Source organism: Kribbella sp. CA-245084, assembly GCF_050942355.1.
Lineage (GTDB): Bacteria > Actinomycetota > Actinomycetes > Propionibacteriales > Kribbellaceae > Kribbella.
The window spans coordinates 6856908-6874675 of record NZ_CP192053.1 but is presented as its reverse complement, the minus strand read 5'-3'; the positions used below and the strand labels follow the sequence as shown (position 1 = coordinate 6874675).

Annotated in this window: 17 protein-coding genes; 13 read left to right on the top strand and 4 right to left on the bottom strand. The window is 69.1% G+C overall.

Annotation, left to right across the window (positions count from 1 at the left end):
- The first annotated feature begins 31 nt into the window (after window positions 1–31).
- From ACQPYH_RS32545 to ACQPYH_RS32515, 7 genes are all read left to right on the top strand, one after another.
- Window positions 32–361: a YciI family protein gene (locus tag ACQPYH_RS32545; protein WP_130448576.1), complete on the top strand. Its 330-nt coding sequence runs from the start codon at window positions 32–34 to the stop codon at window positions 359–361.
- Window positions 358–1545, top strand: a complete 1188-nt coding sequence (locus ACQPYH_RS32540) for an RNA polymerase sigma factor (protein WP_432879210.1) — start codon at window positions 358–360, stop codon at window positions 1543–1545. Before ACQPYH_RS32545 ends, ACQPYH_RS32540 begins: the two co-directional genes overlap by 4 nt.
- Before the next feature lie 18 nt (window positions 1546–1563).
- On the top strand, window positions 1564–2187 hold the full coding sequence (locus ACQPYH_RS32535; protein ID WP_432879207.1) for a maleylpyruvate isomerase family mycothiol-dependent enzyme: 624 nt from the start codon (window positions 1564–1566) through the stop codon (window positions 2185–2187).
- A complete protein-coding gene (locus tag ACQPYH_RS32530) occupies window positions 2184–2567 on the top strand; it encodes a VOC family protein (protein WP_432879204.1) in 384 nt (127 codons plus the stop codon). Before ACQPYH_RS32535 ends, ACQPYH_RS32530 begins: the two co-directional genes overlap by 4 nt.
- Window positions 2568–2911: 344 nt before the next feature.
- The gene (locus tag ACQPYH_RS32525; RefSeq protein WP_432879202.1) at window positions 2912–5518 is read left to right on the top strand and encodes an ATP-binding protein; all 2607 of its coding nucleotides are present in this window, start codon (window positions 2912–2914) and stop codon (window positions 5516–5518) included.
- A 102-nt stretch (window positions 5519–5620) separates the two neighbouring features.
- Window positions 5621–5872 carry a DUF4242 domain-containing protein gene (locus tag ACQPYH_RS32520; protein WP_432879199.1) on the top strand — a complete coding sequence of 84 codons (252 nt, stop codon included), beginning with the start codon at window positions 5621–5623 and terminating at the stop codon, window positions 5870–5872.
- A gap of 2 nt (window positions 5873–5874) precedes the next feature.
- Window positions 5875–6684: an alpha/beta fold hydrolase gene (locus ACQPYH_RS32515; RefSeq protein ID WP_432879197.1), complete on the top strand. Its 810-nt coding sequence runs from the start codon at window positions 5875–5877 to the stop codon at window positions 6682–6684.
- Here ACQPYH_RS32515 and ACQPYH_RS32510 read toward each other — a convergent pair.
- Entirely contained in the window at window positions 6665–8176 is a 1512-nt protein-coding gene (locus tag ACQPYH_RS32510) for a serine hydrolase domain-containing protein (protein ID WP_432879194.1), read from the bottom strand. The two genes, ACQPYH_RS32515 and ACQPYH_RS32510, sit on opposite strands and share 20 nt — an antisense overlap.
- 99 nt (window positions 8177–8275) lie before the next feature.
- On the opposite strand from ACQPYH_RS32510, the gene ACQPYH_RS32505 reads away from it, so the two are divergent.
- Window positions 8276–8812: a helix-turn-helix domain-containing protein gene (locus ACQPYH_RS32505; RefSeq protein ID WP_432879192.1), complete on the top strand. Its 537-nt coding sequence runs from the start codon at window positions 8276–8278 to the stop codon at window positions 8810–8812.
- 44 nt (window positions 8813–8856) lie between these two features.
- Here the strand turns inward: ACQPYH_RS32505 and ACQPYH_RS32500 are convergent, their stop codons facing one another.
- The gene (locus tag ACQPYH_RS32500) at window positions 8857–9870 is read right to left on the bottom strand and encodes an aldo/keto reductase (RefSeq protein ID WP_432879190.1); all 1014 of its coding nucleotides are present in this window, start codon (window positions 9868–9870) and stop codon (window positions 8857–8859) included.
- A 114-nt stretch (window positions 9871–9984) separates the two neighbouring features.
- On the opposite strand from ACQPYH_RS32500, the gene ACQPYH_RS32495 reads away from it, so the two are divergent.
- On the top strand, window positions 9985–10845 hold the full coding sequence (locus ACQPYH_RS32495; protein ID WP_432879187.1) for an AraC family transcriptional regulator N-terminal domain-containing protein: 861 nt from the start codon (window positions 9985–9987) through the stop codon (window positions 10843–10845).
- Here the strand turns inward: ACQPYH_RS32495 and ACQPYH_RS32490 are convergent.
- Both ACQPYH_RS32490 and ACQPYH_RS32485 read right to left on the bottom strand, forming a co-directional pair.
- Entirely contained in the window at window positions 10787–12703 is a 1917-nt protein-coding gene (locus tag ACQPYH_RS32490; RefSeq protein ID WP_432879185.1) for a DUF1365 family protein, read from the bottom strand. The two genes, ACQPYH_RS32495 and ACQPYH_RS32490, sit on opposite strands and share 59 nt — an antisense overlap.
- A complete protein-coding gene (locus ACQPYH_RS32485; RefSeq protein WP_432879182.1) occupies window positions 12700–13947 on the bottom strand; it encodes an NAD(P)/FAD-dependent oxidoreductase in 1248 nt (415 codons plus the stop codon). Before ACQPYH_RS32485 ends, ACQPYH_RS32490 begins: the two co-directional genes overlap by 4 nt.
- Before the next feature lie 96 nt (window positions 13948–14043).
- Here ACQPYH_RS32485 and ACQPYH_RS32480 point away from each other — a divergent pair, with 96 nt between their 5' ends.
- The 4 genes from ACQPYH_RS32480 to ACQPYH_RS32465 are packed head-to-tail and all read left to right on the top strand — an operon-like array spanning window position 14044 to window position 17745.
- Window positions 14044–14922 (top strand): MerR family transcriptional regulator, encoded by an 879-nt coding sequence (locus tag ACQPYH_RS32480; RefSeq protein ID WP_432879180.1) that lies wholly within the window; start codon window positions 14044–14046, stop codon window positions 14920–14922.
- Entirely contained in the window at window positions 14919–16391 is a 1473-nt protein-coding gene (locus ACQPYH_RS32475) for an SDR family oxidoreductase (protein WP_432879178.1), read from the top strand. The genes ACQPYH_RS32480 and ACQPYH_RS32475 overlap by 4 nt, the downstream gene beginning before the upstream one ends.
- A complete protein-coding gene (locus ACQPYH_RS32470) occupies window positions 16388–16825 on the top strand; it encodes an SRPBCC family protein (protein WP_432879175.1) in 438 nt (145 codons plus the stop codon). Before ACQPYH_RS32475 ends, ACQPYH_RS32470 begins: the two co-directional genes overlap by 4 nt.
- The gene (locus tag ACQPYH_RS32465; RefSeq protein ID WP_432879173.1) at window positions 16822–17745 is read left to right on the top strand and encodes an SDR family NAD(P)-dependent oxidoreductase; all 924 of its coding nucleotides are present in this window, start codon (window positions 16822–16824) and stop codon (window positions 17743–17745) included. The genes ACQPYH_RS32470 and ACQPYH_RS32465 overlap by 4 nt, the downstream gene beginning before the upstream one ends.
- Window positions 17746–17768: the final 23 nt, after the last annotated feature.

Below are 17768 nucleotides of genomic sequence, written 5' to 3'. Positions count from 1 at the left end.
CTTAGGACACTAAACCTGCGACGATGGCTGGGTGAAGTACCTGCTGATGATCTGCGGTGATGCCTCCGCGACCGAGTACGCGAACGACGGGTGCGGCGGGTGGTCCGAGGAGATGGAGGCCCGGGGCGTGGTGGCGGGCGGTGCGGGGCTGCGGCCGCCGCACGAGGCCACCACCGTGCGGGTGCGTGACGACGAGCTGCTGCTCACCGACGGGCCGTTCGCCGAGACGAAGGAGCAGATCGGCGGCTTCGTGCTGATCGACTGCGCCGACCTCGACGAGGCGATCGAGATCGCGTCGAAACACCCGGCTGCCGGCTACGGCACGATCGAGATCCGTCCGGTGCTGGAGCCGCCGGTGTGACGTTGGAGGACATCTACCGGCAGGAGTGGGCCCAGGTGGTCGCCACTCTGATCCGGGTGACCGGCGACTGGGAGCTCGCCGAGGAGTGCGCGCAGGAGGCCTTCGCCGCGGCGCTCCAGCGATGGCCGGTTGACGGCGTACCGGACCGGCCTGGTGCCTGGCTGACCACGACCGCACGCAACCGTGCGATCGACTGGCTGCGTCGTGAGGCGGTGGGTGCCGCCAAGCTGCGTGAGGTTGCTGCACTCGAGGACGACCAGGACCCGCCGTACGACGTACCGGACGACCGGCTGCGGTTGATGTTCACCTGTTGCCATCCGGCACTGGCCATGGAGGCGCGGGTGGCCTTGACGCTGCGCACGCTGGCCGGTCTGAGTACTGCGGAGATCGCGCGGGCATTCCTGGTCCCGGAAACGACCATGTCGAAACGATTGACCCGCGCGAAGCAGAAGATCCAGCACGCCGGCATCCCGTACCGCGTACCCCCTGCGCATCTCCTGCCGCAGCGGACGCCCGCCGTACTCGCCGTGCTGTACCTGCTCTTCAACGAGGGGTACTCCGATGTCGTCCGAAGCAATCTGAGCGGTGAAGCGATCCGACTCGCCAGACTGCTCGTCCAGCTCATGCCATCCGAGCCTGAGGCCGCCGGACTCCTCGCTCTGATGCTGCTGCACGACGCGCGACGCGATACGCGGCTCGCTCAGGATGGCGCACTCATCACCCTTGATGACCAGGACCGCCCCCGCTGGGACCACAGCCAGATCAAAGAGGGTGTCGATCTGCTGGACTCTGCTCTCGACCGTGGCGCTCCGGGCCCGTACCAGGTGCAGGCCGCCATCGCCGCCTGCCATGCGACCGCCCGCACCGCAGCCGACACGGACTGGCCACAGATCGCAGCCCTGTACGCCCAGCTCCCACAGACTCCGGTCGTCACGCTCAACCGCGCGGTAGCCATCGGTATGGCGGACGGCCCAGCGGTCGGCCTCCGCCTCGTCGAAGAGCTCGCCGAAGGCCCCCTGGCTGGTTACCACCTCCTGCCGGCCACCCGAGCCGACTTCCTCCGCCGGCTAGAACGCTGGCCCGACGCAAAGACGGCGTACGAAGAGGCCCTGGAACTCGCGACTACGGACGCGGAGCGGCTGTACCTCCAGAAAAGATTGCACGAGGTGTCTGTGCGGTCCTGAGTCGTTCGTCGGTGGGGTATGACGGATATCAGAACTGCGGTTGCGGCCGAGCGCACCGAGCTGGCGGACGTGCTGGCCGGACTGCCAGATTGGGACAGTCCGACGTTGTGCAAGGAGTGGCGAGTGCGGGAGCTGGTCGCGCACATCACCATGCCGTACCGGATCTCGACGCCACGGTTCCTCGCCGGACTGATCCGGGCAGGCGGCAAGTTCGACCGGTACGCCGACCGGCAGGCCCGCGCGGACGCTGCTGCCTTGTCATCAGCCGAACTCGTCGAATGCCTTCGCCAGAACGTCAACCACCCGTGGAAGCCACCGGGTGGCGGCTACGTGGGCGCACTGTCCCACGATGTGATCCACGGCCTCGACGTGACCGTTGCACTAGGCATCGATCGCCAGGTCCCGGCCGATCGACTGCACTACATCCTCGACGACATGAACCCGCGGCAGGTCAAGTACTTCGGTGTCGACCTGACCGGCATCCAACTGCAGGCCACCGACCTCGACTGGACCTACGGCACCGGCACACCGCTCAATGGAACTGCGCAGCACCTACTACTGATCCTTTGCGGCCGCACCCTCCCACCAAACCACCTGTCCGGCCCGCTGGCCGCCCGCTTCACCGCAGGAGTAACCCGATGATCATCAGCCTCCCGATCGAGGACCGCCCCCGCTCGTACGCCTTCTACCAGCAGGCTCTCGGCCTGAAGCCGGTCGGCGAGCTGGCCGACGACGGCATCCCCGAGCCCTTGCAGTTCGCCCTGGCGGACGACGTAACCATGATGCTCATACCCACCGAGGGCTTCAGCTGGGTCCTGGGCGACCAGCCCGCCGCACCGTACGGCCAGAGCGAATGCATCCTCAGCATCCACGCCGAGTCAGAAGCCGCTGTGGACGCTCAGGTGGCGAAGGCGGTGACCGCCGGCGCGAAGGTCGTCACCGAGCCGGTCCGGAAGCCGTGGGCCTACCTCGCGACCTTCACCGACCCGGACGGCCACCTGTGGATGGTCGAAACCACGTAGCGAACAGAAACCGCCGTACGCGCGCTGTGCGTCGCCAACGAGCGTGCCAGGGCGGCCGTCCGGACCGCGCTGCCTGGGCGAGGCGATACCGCTCCGCCTGACGCAGCAGCTCCTGGTGCTTGGCGTCGGCCATCGCCTGGCTGAGATAGGGATGCAGCATGAGATCCTCCGTCACCGAGAGCGAGCGACAGCCGCTCGCCAGCCGATCGTCCGGCCGGGGGCCGCCCGCGCGGATCGGCAGCCGGCCCGCACTTCGGTGACGGATCCACCCACCTTCTGGGCGGCGCTACCCATTCCGGCGCCCGGTGTTTACGGTTCGACGGAGCCCGTCCCACACTGGGGCCATGCTCTTGCTCGAGCGCGACAGCGCTCTCGAGGCGTTGACGCAGTACGCAGAACAGGCTCGTGCCGGCGAGGGGCGAGTGGTTCTCATCTCGGGCGAGGCCGGTGCCGGTAAGTCCGCCTTGCTGGAACAGCTGCAACGAGACCTCGCCGATGTCCGCTGGGCCGGCGGTACGTGCGACGGCCTGATCACCCCGCGACCACTCGGCCCGTTGTTCGAGATCGCCGACCAGCTGGGCGGTGAACTACTCGAGGCCTGCGGCAACGGCTCAGGACGCGACGAGCTGTTCGCGCTCCTGCTCCGCCGCCTGTCAGCTCCAGGTACGCCGGTCGTCGTCGCGATCGAGGATCTGCACTGGGCCGACGAATCCACGCTCGATCTGGTCCGGTTCCTCGGTCGCCGGATCCGTACGACGCGGTCGTTGCTCCTCGTCACCTTTCGCGACGACGCGCTCGGATCGGACGAGGCGCTGCGCATCGCGCTGGGCGGCCTCGCCGGCGAACGAGCGATGCGCAGGGTGACCGTTCCCGCGCTGTCGGAGGCCGCGGTCGCGATCCTTGCCGCCGACAGCGGGCTCGCGGCCGGGGAGGTGTACCGGCTGAGCGGTGGGAATGCGTTCTTCGTGCACGAGCTCGTGCAGTCCGGCGGCGAGCTGCCAGCCTCCGCGCGGGATGCCGTGCTCGCCCGGGTCGCGCGGCTGAGCGACTCGGCGCGAGCTGTGCTCGACCTCGTCGCCGTGGCCGGGCTCCGCATCGACGTCGGCCTGCTCGAGTCGCTGGGTACGACGACGCCCGATCTGGACGAGCTGGTCGCGGCCGGTGCGCTGGTCAGCGAAGCGAGAACGCTGCGGTTCCGCCACGAGATCAACCGGCGAGTTGTGCTGAGCGAGATCCCCGAATACCGCCGAGCTGCCCTGCACGCCCAGCTCCTCGCGGCGCTCCTGCGTTCGGGCAGCACCGACGAGGCGTTGCTGGCCACTCATGCCGACGGCGCCGGCGATCGGGACGCCGTACTGCTGCACGCACCGGCCGCCGGGGAGCGGGCAGCCGGCCTGGGCGCACACCGTGAGGCCGTCGAGCACTTCGGGGCCGCGGTGCGTTACGCCGGACACCTGGCGCCGCGGACGGCCGCCGATCTGTACTCGCGGCTCGCGACCGAGGCATCCGTGGTCGAGCGCTGGCAGCTGGCTCTGGACGCCGGTCAGCGCGCGCTCGAGCTGTGGACCGAGGTCGCCGATCCAGCTCGTAGGTGCGACGCGATGCGCGCGCTGTCCGCGACCATGTGGCGCCTTTGCCGTGGTCCCGAATCCATGGAGCTTGCCGTCGCGGCCGTCGGCGTCCTTCGTGACGGCGGCGCGACCCCCGAGCTCGCCCGTGCATACGCACACCTCGCGCAATTGCGCAGTCACTACGGCGAGATCGGAGCGGCCTCGTCCTTGCTGCGTCAGGCGGGAGAGCTGGCCGACGAGCTGGACCTCCCGGATGTCCGGAGCGACGTCGCGAACACCGCAGCCGTGGTCGCCTGGACGTCCGGCGAAGAGTGGATGCCCCTGCTGCGCCACGCCCTCGACATCGCGCTGGAACTAGGAGCCCGCGAGCAGACGGCGCGTGCGTACGCGAACCTGTGTACGGCGCTGAGTGACTTCGGCCGGCCCGCTGAGGCCGAGTCGTACTACATCCTCGGAGCGGCCTTCTGCGACGAGGCCGGCATGGTCCGGTTCGGGATCAACCTGCGCGCCACGTGGGCCGAGATCCTGCTGGGCCTCGGCCGGTGGGACGAGGCAGCCGACGTGTGCCGGCAGGTTCTCGCCAGTGGCGCCTCGCCGCTCAACCGGCTGTCGGCAGCGATCGTTCTTGGGCGGGTCCTGGCCCGGCGGGGCGACGGCGATCCGTGGCCTTACCTGGACGAAGCGGTGACCAGCGCCGACGCGACCGGGCGCCCGGACCTGACCGGGCTGACCCGATCCGCGCGGGCCGAGGCGCACTGGCTGGCTGGGGATCTCGACGCTGCGCTGCAGGACATCGCCGTCGGGAGCGTCCACGCCGATCGGACACACGACTGGATCCAAGGCCAGATCGCGACCTGGCAGGTACGTCTCGGCGCCGTCGTGACGCCGGCGCCGGCCAGGCTCCCGGAGCCGCACGCCTGCTCGGTGAGCGGAGACTTCGATCGGGCTGCTGAACTCTGGGACGGTCTCGGCAGTCCGTTCGACGCCGCGCTCGCGCTGCTCGACTCCGGTTCGGAGTCCGGGCTGCGGCAGGCATTAGGCCGCCTCGACGCCATCGGTGCGGTCGCGGCCGCACGGTTGACGCGCCGGCAGATGCGTCGGCTCGGCCTGCGCGCGATCCCTGCGGGTGCACAGCCGTCGACCCGCTCCGACGCGGCCGGCATGACGCGTCGTGAGCGCGAGGTGATGACGTTGGTCGCGAGCGGGCAGTCGAACGCGGCCATCTCCGCGCATCTGGTGATCTCGCCACGGACCGTCGAGCACCATGTGGCCGCGGTCCTCGCCAAGCTCGGGGTCGGATCGCGCACGCTGGTTGCGGCCGAGGCCCGCCGGCGCGGCCTGCTCGACGCTCCCGGCCGGCCGGACGCCGCCAGGAACTAGGTCGGCACGCGCGGGATCTGGGTACTCGGCACGGATCTCCCGACCGAGGCTGCCGACCTACGTTCGTTGCGGAAACAACCAACGAACGGAAGAGAGCGCATCATGCCGCTGTATCTGGACATCCACACCATCACCGACGGCGTCTCGGCAGACGATGTCGCCAAGGCGCACGCCGCCGACCTGCAGACCGAAGGCAAACACGAGGTGCGTTACCTGCGGTACTGGGTGAACGAGCAACACGGCAAGGTGTTCTGCCTGGTCGAGGCACCGTCGGCAGAAGCGGCGTCGACAGTGCACCGGGAAGCGCACGGGCTTCTGGCCGACGAGATTTTCCAGGTTCAGGAAGGGGCCTGACGATGGCCGGACTTGCCTTTCACCGAACCGGGAACGGACCGCCACTGGTGCTGTTGCACGGCATCGGGTCGTCCCGTCAGGTGTGGTCCCCGGTCGTCGACGTACTGGCCGAACAGTTCGACGTCATCGCCGTTGATCTTCCGGGGTTCGGGGAGTCGCCGCCGCTACCCGCAGAAGTGGAACCGGATCCCGCCGCGCTGGCGGATGCGGTTGCCACCCTCCTGGACAGTCTCGGCATCGCTTCACCCACTGTCGCCGGGAACTCGCTCGGCGGATGGGTCGCCCTCGAACTGGCCGAGGTCAGACCGACCGCCGCGCTCGTACTGATCTCGCCCGCGGGTCTCTGGCCGGGACGCACCCCGTTGTACAACCGGCTCAGCCTGCAGGCCACGAGATGGCTCGCGACGCGTTGGGCCAAGCCGCTCTCGCGGCTGGTGAGCCACCGGGCCGGACGTGCCGTCGTGCTCCGTCAGATCGTTGGCCGGCCGGCTCGGATCAGCCCGGGACTGGCCCGGTCGATGGTGTGGGACATGGCGATGAGTCCCGGATTCGACGCCACCCTCGAGGCCACCCTCGATCGGCACTACCTGGCCGGGTGGGCCGGGTTGCGCGTGCCGATCACGGTTGCCTTCGGCTCACGGGATCTCTTGCTGCGGCGAGGGTCGCGGCACGTCGAGCAACTCCCGGCCGGCGCCTGGCTCGAGACGCTGCCCGGTTGTGGCCATGTCCCGATGGGGGACGACCCGCAAGCCGTCGCCGCCCTGATGACGGCGACGGCCAGCCGGGGAACGGTCAGAGCAGGCGGGTGGTGAGGTTGGCAGGACGCAGGGAACGGGATCCAGCGGTCGTGGCCTGGTGGCGGAACAGGCGGCCGCCGTAGCGGAGCCATTCGACCTGGCCGTTGTTGCCGCGGACGAAGTTGGCGCGGGTGTGGGTGGAGGTGCCGTCCGGGTTCAGGGACAGCACGTAGTCCTTGCGGTAGAAGGCGAGACGGAGCAGCGCCTGTCCACCCGCGCCGGCGGCCAGTTGGCCCTTGTCGGCGGTCAGGTCGAGTGCCAGGTCCTCCGGCTTGCCGTCGAGGCCGATCTGTTGGGAGACGTACGTGCCTTCGTACTCCGCGAGCCGGCGTGGCGGCAGCTCACGCGGTACGGCGGGAAGGTTGTTGAGGCCGGCGAACTCCTGCAGAGCCCAGTCGTCCGCGAACAGTTCCGCCACCAGCAGCGGACCGCTCTCCGAGTTGGTCAGCAACGTGATCGCGAAGTCCCGCTGCGGCACGAACAGGAAGCCGGAGTGCTGACCGGACCAGTCGCCGCCGTGCTGCACGACCGTCGGGCCTTGTGCGGTCGGACGCAGCATCCAGCTGACGCCCACACCGTTCAGCTCGACGAACAGAGTGCCGCCGGGACCAGGGTGAGACTGCATCGCCAATCGACTGCGATCGCTGAGCAGGTGGGGGAGACCGCGGTGACCCAGGTGGTACCGCGCGTACCGCAGCTGGTCGCGGGCGCTCGAGATGAGCCCGCCGATCGACTGCAGGCTGCGCGGAATCGCATCGAACGCCGGCTCCACGACCGCCTTGCCGTCAACGATGTTGTGCGACGCCGCGACGCTGAATCCGCCCAGCTCGCTCCGGAAGAAACGGCTGTGGTCGAGCCCGAGCGGATCCACCACGAGCTCGCGCGCGGCGAGCTCGTACGGCTTGCCGGTCACCACCTCGATGATCCGGCCGGCCACCCCGAGCGAGGCGTTGTTGTACGCGAACACCTTCCCGAGCGGGGTGAGCTGCGGGACCTTCGACATCCCCGCGACGTACTTCGCGAGCGCGTCGTCGCCTTCCCCGTAGTCCTCGAGGTAGTCGCCCTGCCAGCCGGCGGTGTGGTTCAGCAGTTGGCGCACGGTCACCCGCGCGGCGACCGAGGGGTCGGCCGTCTGGAAGTCGGGCAGGTACGCGCGCACCGGCCGGTCGAGGCTGACCCGACCGCGTTCGACGAGCCGCATCATCACGGTCGCGGTGAACGTCTTGGTGGTCGAGCCGATCCGGAACACGGTGTCGCCGGACACCGGCTCGTTGGTGTCGACGCTGGTGATCCCGAAGCCGCGGACGTACTCGCGACCGCGGTACCAGAGGCCGAGACCGACACCGGGGATCGCGTACTTCGCCATCCCTGCCTCGATCTTGTCGGCCAGCCGCCCGATCGCGACCGGTTCACGCACGGCGGTGGCTGATGCGGGCAAAGAAGAGAGCGCGGCGACCGGCACAGCGGCAGCGGCGGACTTGAGCACGGTACGACGGGTGAGCGACACAGCACGTTCTCCTTGGGCGACGGGGAAATGCTTCCGTTCACGCTATTATTACCAAACTTGGGATTAATGGTGACCCGTGAAAACCCTGGAGCGACCCTGATGGACGAGCCGTCATCCACGCCGGTGTCGGACCTGCTCCTGCACCCGATCCGCTGGCGGATCGTCCAGCGCGTCCTCGGCCGCGAGCTGACCACGACCGACCTGAAGCGCGACCTCCCCGACGTCCCGAGCACGTCGCTGTACCGCCACGTCGCCGTACTGATCGATGCCGGCTTCCTGACCGTGGTCCGCGAGCGGAAGGTCCGCGGTACGACGGAGCGCACGCTCAGCCTGGACCAGACCAAGGTCGGCCGGATCGACGAACGCGAGGCGCGCGCGATGACGCCGGAGCAGCACCGCCAGGCGTTCCTGATGATGCTCACGCGCCTGGCCGCGGACTTCGACCGGGCGGTCGAGCGCGGCGACCTGGAGACCCGGCTGCCCCAACTCGGCTACAGCCAGGTCGCCCTGTACGTCGCTCCCGAGGACCTCGAGACCATCCGCCGGGGAATCAACGCCCTCCTCGAACCGCACCTGCGGGAGTCGTCCGGCAAGGACCGGGTGGTGCTTTCGCTGGTCGCGCTGCCCGACGACTGAGCACCTGTGGCCGCCGGCCCGGAGGAGTGCCGGGGGCGGGACGCTCAGCGGCGGCGGAGGTGGGCATGCTCGATTGCGGGCGGGGTGGCCGCGTAGTTGTCGGCCGGGTCCAGCTCGGTGCCTGGTGCAACGATCTCGTCGATCTGATCCAGGATGTCGCCGGTCAGCTGGACTTCGGCGGCCGGCAGCAGACTGTCGAGCTGGTCCTGCGTGCGTGGGCCGATGAGGACCGAGGTCACGGCCGGGTGGGACCGGACGAACGCGATCGCCAACTGGGGGAGCGTCACCCCGACCTCGGCGGCCACCGTCGCGAGCTTCGCGACTGCTGCGGCCTTGGCCTGACCGGTAGCGCTGGTCGGATCGAAGCTCGACGGTCGGGTCGCGGCGCGATGGGTCGATGACATGTCGGTCCGGCCGGACAGCCAGCCAGAATTGAGCGGCCCGAACGTGAGTACGCCGAGGTTGTGCCGCTGAGCCACCGGGAACACGGACGCCTCCGGCCGCCGGGTCAGGATCGAGTACATGGTCTGCTCGGTCAGGAACCGATGGGTGCCGCGGCGCTCGGCCGTCCACTGCGCCTCGACGATCGTCTCGGCAGGGAACATCGACGAACCGAACGCGAGGATCTTCCCCGCCTGGACCAGATCCGACAGCGCCGACAGCGTCTGACCGGGATCGGTGTCGTGGTCCGGACGGTGCAGCTGGTACAGGTCGAGGTGATCGGTGCCGAGCCGCCTCAGACTCGCCTCGACCGCTTGCCTGATCCAGCGGCGGGACGCGCCACGCTGGTTCGCGTCCTCGCCCCGCGGCAGGCCGAACTTGCTCGCCAGTACGACGTCGTCGCGCCGGCCGCGGATCGCCGTACCGACGATCTCCTCGGACTCGCCGCCGGAGTAGACGTCGGCGGTGTCGATCAGGTTGATCCCCGCATCGAGGGCGCGGTGGATGATCCGGACCGAGTCCTCGTGGTCGGGATTGCCCATCGCGCCGAACATCATCGCGCCGAGAGCCAGGTCGCTGACCGAGATACCGGTGCCGCCGAGGATTCTGCGATTCACGGGTGGTGCCTTTCTCGTGGTGGTCCCTTCATCAGAGCACCGGACGGCGACCGGGCGTGAGCGTCATCCTGGCGCCGGCTTGCGCGATCCTGTCAAAGTCGCTCCACTGGAGAGGTGGACCCGCTCGACGAACTCCGGACTCTGATCATTCGGCACGCGGCCGGCCAGCGCGGGCACAGCGTGCACCTGATCGACGGGGTACAGGTCAGTCGGCGCGACGAACCGACCGAGTTGACCGCGAGCATCGCCCAGCCATCGGTCGCGATCGTTGCCTCAGGCGTCAAACTGACGATGCTCAACGGCGTCGCCTACGAGTACGGCGTCGGCCAGTACCTCGTCACCTCGCTGGATCTCCCGGTCGTCGGCCAGGCGCTCAAGGCGACGCCGGACGAACCGTTCGCCGTCGTCAGCCTGCGACTCGATCCGGTCGAGATCGCTCCGCTGCTGCTCGACATCCCGCCGCGGCCGCCGCAGTACGCCGGTCTGGTGGTGAGCGACGCGACGCCTGACTTGCTCGATCCCGTCGTACGGCTGTTGCGGATCGCCGACCGTCCGGACGACGTACGGGTGCTTGGGCCGGGGATCCGGCGGGAGATCCTGTGGCGGCTCCTGACCGGTGAACAGGGCGGACTGGTCCGGCAGATCGGTCTGGCCGACGGCATGCTGGCTCACATCTCCCGAGCCATCAGCTGGATCCGCCGCCATCACCACGAACCTCTTCTGGTCGCCGACCTCGCCGAGTTGGCCGGCATGAGTCCGTCGACGTTCCACCGGCACTTTCGCGCGGCGACCTCGATGACACCGATCCAGTTCCAGAAACAGATCCGGCTGCAGGAGGCCAGGATCCTGCTCCGCACCCAGTCCCTGACCGCTGCCGAAGTCGGCTTCCAGGTCGGCTACACCAGCTCCGCGCACTTCACCCGGACCTACCATCAGGCGTTCGGCCGGACTCCGGGCGAGGATCGGACCGCCTGAGCAGGAGCTGGCCGACGTCGAGGTAGCCGGACGCGAAGCCGGCCTCGCTGTAGGCCAGATAGAACTCCCACGTACGCCGGAAGCTCTCGTCGAAACCCTGCGCGCGGACGGCCGGCCAGTTCGCGCTGAACTGCCGCCGCCAGCGGCGCAGGGTCTCGGCGTAGTCCGGACCGAAGCGATGATCGGCCTGCACCACCAGGGCGGTATGGCGCGCCAGCGTCTCGTCGATCGCGGTCCGGGAGGGGATCAGTCCGCCCGGGAAGATGTACTTCTGGATCCAGCTGTACGAGTGCCGGGTCGCGAGCATCCGGTCGTGGTCCATCAGAATCGCCTGCAGGGCAACGGATCCGCCGGGTGCCAGCAGCCGGTCGAGCGTGCCGAAGTACTCCGGCCAGAACTCCTCGCCGACCGCCTCGATCATCTCCACGCTGACGATCGCGTCGTACGAACCGGTCACCGCGCGATAGTCCTGCAACCGCAGATCGACGCTCAGCCCGGTCTCAGCGACCCGCTTGCGGGCGAGCGTCAGCTGTTCGCTCGACAGCGTGATGCCGGTGACGTGGGCGCCACGGCGTGCGGCGGCGATCGCGAGCGTGCCCCAGCCGATGCCGATCTCGAGCACGCGACTGCCTCGCCGGACCCCGGCCAGATCGAGGATGCGCTCCACCTTGCGCGTCTGCGCGTCTTCCAGGGACTGCTCGGCGCTCTCGAAGATGGCTGAGCTGTACGACATCCCGGGATCCAGGAAGGCCGCGAACAAGGCGTTGCTGAGGTCGTAGTGCGCGCTGATGTTGCTGCGGGCACCATTCGGCGTGTTGCGCAGTCGGTCGGGGACGCGCTCTTCGACCAGCCGACGGAAGCGCAGCATCCAGTGCGGCATGAGCTGAGCTAGCTGCGCGGCGAACGGGGTGAGCAGCTCACCGAGGTCCGTGCCCTCGGCCGCTGTCCAGTCGCCTACTGTGTAGGCCTCGCCGAGACCGATCTTCGGATTGTGCGCGAGCCGCTCGAACATTGCGTCAGGCCGGACGATCCGTAGCGTCGGCGCGTCCGGGCGACCGCCGCCGCGGACGGTGCCGTCCGGGTAGACCGCACATACCGGCACGCGGTCCAGCACCCGGTCGACGATCGACCGGGCGACGCGGCCGCGCAGTGACTTCCGCTTCACGACCGGCAGGCGCTGGGCCCACAGGTACAGGCCGTGCAGCCGGATCAGTGCCGACACCCGCTGTGGCATCAGTGGCATGCGTACGGCGGCCCCGAGCACCGCCCGGCGGGTGGCTGGTCGCGGTACGCCGTCGAAGCTCGCACCGAAGACCGTGTGGTGGCCGCGGGACAGACTGACCTGGACCCGCACCCGGCTTCGATCGAGCTCGAACCGGAGCCGGTAGTCGCCGGACACGTCGTTGAACGGCGAGACGTAGAACTTCTTCGCGGTCTCGGCGTTGCCGTCCGCATCCGGCGTGAGCAGATACGCGTGCCGTTCGCCGTACGTGTTGTGGACCTCGGCGACGACGTACGGGCTGTCGATGCACCAGAAAACGGTGATCGGGTCGAAGACGTGGCCGAGTACGCGGGCGTTGGACAGCATCACGATCCGCCCGTCGTACTCGATGCCCTGACTGGCCAGGTAGCGGCGTACCCCGGCCTTGATCGTCGGGCCGTCGCCGCCGAGATGGTCGCGTACGTCGAACCCGCCGAGCGGCCGCAGGTACCAGGGCAGGCGCGGCAGGTCGTCGAGATCGACGAGCCATTGGTAGACCCGGTGCCGGAACGCGTGCCGGATCGGGATCGAGCGCGCGTGCCGGACGAAGCCGGTGACGACCGCCGGGAGGGTGGGGAACTCACCGACGATCGTCACCAGCGCACCCCGAAGGACTCCGCCGCCGCGACCCCGGCGCGACAGCCGTCCTCATGGAATCCCCAGCCGTGATACGCCCCCGCGAACGCGATCCGGCCGGTGTTCAGCGCCGCCAGCTTGCTCTGCGCGGCCACTGCCTTCGGGGTGTAGATCGGGTGCTCGTAGTCCATCCGCGCGATCACCTTCGCCGGATCGACGGCCTCGCCACCGTTGAGCGTGACCAGGTACGTCTCCTCGGTCTCGAGGCCCTGCAACCGATTCATCCAGTACGTCGTCAGCGGCGCCTCGTCGCGGACGACGTAGTTCCAGCTGGCGCGCGCGTTCTTCGTTGCGGGGAGCAACGACGCATCCGTGTGCAGGACGGTCTCGTTGCGGCTGTACTCGAACTGGCCGAGCACCGTCTTCTCCGCGGGCGTCGCGTCCGTGAGCAGATCGAGCGCCTTATCGGCATGCGTCGCCAGCACGACCCGGTCGAAGTCCATTGTGTTGCCGTCAGCAACGTTCACGGTGACGCCGTCGGGGTGGCGGTGAACTGCCTGCACCGGAAGGCCCGCACGGACAGCATCCAGCCGGGCGGCGAGGGCATCGACGTACTGCCGGGAGCCGCCGGTGACCGTCAGCCACTGCGGCGAACCGCTCACCGAGAGCATCCCGTGGTGGTCGAGGAACCGGAACAGGTAGCGCGCCGGGTAGCTGAGGGCCGAACCGCCGCCGCAGGACCAGACGCAGGAGACGACGGAGACCGCGTACAGGCGGATGAAGGCCGGGCTGAACCGCTCCGCCTCGAGGAACTTGCCGAACGTCGCGAGATCGTCGTCGGCGGTCCGCTCGACATAGGCGGCGGCGCGGCGGTGGAAGCGGCGTACCTCGGTCAGCAGGCGGAGGAAACGTGGGTCCGACAGGCGGCGGCTCTGGGCGAAGACACCAGTCAGCCCGCGACCTCCCGCGAACTCCAGGCCGCTGGCCGGGTCGCTGATGCTCATGCTCATCTCGGTCGGTTGTGTCAGTACGTGCAGCTCCGCGAACAGCCGGCGGAGCAGGGGATAGGTCCGCGCGTTGTGCACGATGAAGCCGGTGTCGATCGCGAGCGGACGGCCGGCGGGGTCGGTGAGGTCGTGGGTATGGGCGTGCCCGCCCAGCCGCGGTTCGGCTTCGAACAGCGTCACGTCGTACCAAGGGGTCAGTAGATACGCGGCGGTCAGGCCGGACACTCCGGCACCGACCACGGCCACGGTCTCTCGCATCGGCAGCACCTCACGGTTTGTCTAAGGTCTGTCTAGAGATTAGGCAGATCGGTTGAAGCTAGTCAAAGGTCTGTCTAGAGTTTGTATAGTGTCCTTGTGGAGACTTCGGTGCCCGGCGGTCTGCGGATCGGTGCGTTGAGCAAGCGCGCCGGCGTCAGTGAGCACGTCCTCCGTGCCTGGGAGACCAGGTACGGGCTGCTGACGCCGACGCGCTCCTCCGGCGGCTACCGCCTGTACTCCGAGAGCGACGTACGCCGGGTGCAGCGCATGCGGGCGTTCCTCGCCCAGGGGCTGTCCGCGGCTGAGGCGGCTCGCGCAGTGCTGGCCGAACGCTCGACCGTGGCTGCCGACCCGGTCTCCGTACGCAAGGCGGAGGCCGGCGGTTCAGCCAACCTGCGGGCGGCGCTGGACGACCTGGACGAGCGGGCGGCGCACCGCGTGCTGGACGAGCTGTTCGGTGCGCTGACCATCGAGGCTGTCATCCGGGACGTGCTGATTCCTTACCTGCACGAGCTGGGTGACCGGTGGGGCCGGGGCGAAGTGACGGTCGGGCAGGAGCACTTCGCCAGCAACCTGATCCGGTCCCGGCTCGCGGGCCTGGCCCCTGGGTGGGGTGGAGGCCAGGGCCCGCGGGCACTGCTGGCCTGTCCGCCCGGTGAGCTGCACGACATAGCCCTGCTGTCCTTCGGGCTGGTACTGCGGCGGTCCGGCTGGCGAGTGATCTATCTGGGCTCGGACTCGCCGATGGTCGACATCGAGCATGCAGCCGGAGTGCTGCAGCCGGATGTGGTGATGCTGTCGGCCTCTGATCCCGAGCGGTTCGAGCGGGTGCAGTCCGACCTGACCCAGCTGGCGCGGGTCTGGCCTGTCGCTCTAGCCGGACCTGGTGCGTCCACCGAGCTCGCCGCCGCCGTCGGTGCGCAGTACGTCGATGCCGACCCGGTGACCGCCGCCGAGCAATGGACCGACCGATGACTCGTGTCCTCGTCACGGGAGCCACCGGCTACATCGGCGGACGGCTGGTGCCGGAGCTGCTCGCGGCCGGGTACGAGGTCCGCGTCCTGGCCAGGAATCCGCAGCGGCTCGACGCGCGTCCGTGGCGCAGCCGGATCGACGTGGTGGAGGGTGATGCCTCCAACCCGGCGGTGCTGACCAGGGCACTGGACTGCGTCGACGTCGCGTACTACCTGATCCACTCGATGGGCACCGGCCGGCGGTTCGAGGAGCGCGATCGGCGTACGGCACTGGCGTTCGGAGAGGCCTGCCGCGAGTCCGGTGTCGGGCGGATCGTGTACCTGGGCGGTCTGCACCCCGACGGCGAGGAGCTGTCGCCGCATCTGGGCTCTCGTCGTGAGGTGGGGGAGATCCTGCTCGCCAGCGGCGTACCGACGACGGTGCTGCAGGCGGCGGTGATCATCGGGTCCGGGTCCGCGTCGTTCGAGATGCTGCGCTACCTGACCGAGCGGCTGCCGGTGATGATCACGCCGCGCTGGCTGGACACGCGGATCCAGCCGATCGCGGTTCGCGACGTACTGCACTACCTCGTCGGGTCCACCCGGATGCCGGCCGAGGTGAACCGTGGCTTCGACATCGGCGGACCGGACGTGCTGACCTACCGCGCGATGATGCAGCGGTACGCCGCCGTAGCGGGCCTGCGCCCGCGCCGGATCAGGACGGTGCCGTTGCTGACTCCCAGTCTGTCCAGTCACTGGGTTGGACTGGTCACGCCGGTCCCCAGTGGCATCGCACGGCCACTGGTCGACAGCCTGGTGCATGAGGTGGTTTGCAAAGACCACGACATCGACAGGTACGTCGAGCCGCGGCCGTCCGGCGGGATCGGGTTCGACCGTGCGGTCTCGCTCGCACTGAAGAAGGTGCACGACCTGGACGTCAGTACGTCGTGGGCGTCCGCTTCGACACCCGGTGCGCCGAGCGATCCGTTGCCGAGCGACCCGGACTGGTCGGGCGGCTCGCTGTACCTCGACGAACGCGACTGTGCGGTCGACGCGTCACCGGAGCGGCTCTGGAATGTCATCGAAGGCATCGGCGGTCGCCGCGGCTGGTACTCGTGGCGCCTGGGCTGGTGGACTCGCGGACTGCTCGACCGGATCGTCGGTGGGCCCGGGCTGCGGCGTGGCCGGTTGCATCCGGACACGTTGTCGGTCGGCGATCCGCTGGACTGGTGGCGGGTCGAGACGCTCGAGCGCGGCCGGCTGCTGCGGTTGCGCGCCGAGATGCGGTTGCCGGGGGAGGCCTGGCTCGAGCTGCGGGCCGGGACTGACGAGCACGGGCGGACGCTGTTCCGGCAGCGCGCGCTGTTCCATCCACGGGGTCTGCCGGGGGAGCTGTACTGGGCGGCCATCCGGCCGTTCCACGACGTCGTCTTCGGCGGCATGCAACGCAACATCGCGCACGCCGCCGAACGAGCCGAGGAGGCCCGATGATCGTCATCGAACGTGAAGTGGCCGTCGCAGCCACCCCCGAGCGCGTCTTCGACTACCTCGCCGACTTCCGCAGTACCGAGGAATGGGACCCAGGTACGGTCCGGACCGTGCTGCTGCAGGGCGACGGCGGGATCGGTACGACGTACCGCAACACCTCGCGCTTCGCCGGCCGGGAGACCGAGCTGCTCTACGAGGTGGTGGAGTGCATCCGGCCGGACCGCATCGTCCTGCGCGGTGAGAACCGCACAGTCGTTGCCCACGACACCATGTCGTTCCGCGTCGAGGCGCACATCACCCGGATCACCTATCGCGCCGAGTTCCAGCTGAAAGGCCTGGCCCGCTTGGCCGAGCCCTTCTTCCGCAAGCCGTTCGACCGGCTCGGAGAGGATGCCGAGCAGGGGCTGCGCGACGCTCTGGGGAAGCTAGCGGCATGAGTGTGCTGGACACGCTCCTGGACCGGACGGTCATCCCTGGCTACAGCAAACTCGGCTACCGGCTCCGCAGCCGCGCATGGCCTGGCAACGATCCCGCGCGTGACGCGTTGCAAGGCAAGACCGTTGTGGTCACCGGTGCGCGCAGCGGGCTCGGCAAAGCCACCGCATCCGGCCTGGCCGGGCTGGGCGCCACGGTCCGTCTGGTAGTCCGCGACGCCGGCAAGGCAGCGCGCGCCGTGGCCGATCTGCGCGGTGAGGTCCCCGATGCCACCTTCGTGGTCGACGAGTGCGACATCTCCGACCTCGACGCCGTATGCCGCTATGCCGGCCGGCTGACCGAGCCGATCCACGCTCTGATCCACAACGCCGGCGTCATGCCACCTCAGCGCACCGAATCACCCCAGGGCCACGAACTCACGCTGGCCACCCACGTCCTCGGCCCGCTACTACTGACAGAGCTCCTGAAACCCCTGCTGACGAACGGCCGCGTCATCTTCGTCGCGTCCGGAGGCATGTACACGCAGCAGTTGCCGACCGAGGATCCGGAGTACCGCGAGGGCACCTACCGCGGTGCGACCGCCTATGCGCGCTCCAAGCGCATCCAGGTAGCCCTGACCCCACTCCTGGCCACCGACCTGGCCCCCACCTTCGTAGCCACCATGCACCCCGGCTGGTCCACCACTCCGGGCCTGACCACATCACTCCCGCTCTTCACCAAACTCACCCGCCCCCTCCTCCGCACCCCCACCGAAGGAGCCGACACAACCGTCTGGCTGGCCGCCACAACCCACCCCCTCCCCACCGGCCATTTCTGGCACGACCGCAAGCCCCGCCCCACCCACTACCTCAACCGAACCCGCGAAACAGACGCGGACCGCCACAAGATGTGGACCTACTGCCGGTCCGCAATCGGGCTCTGAAACGACAAAAGCCGAACCGCAAT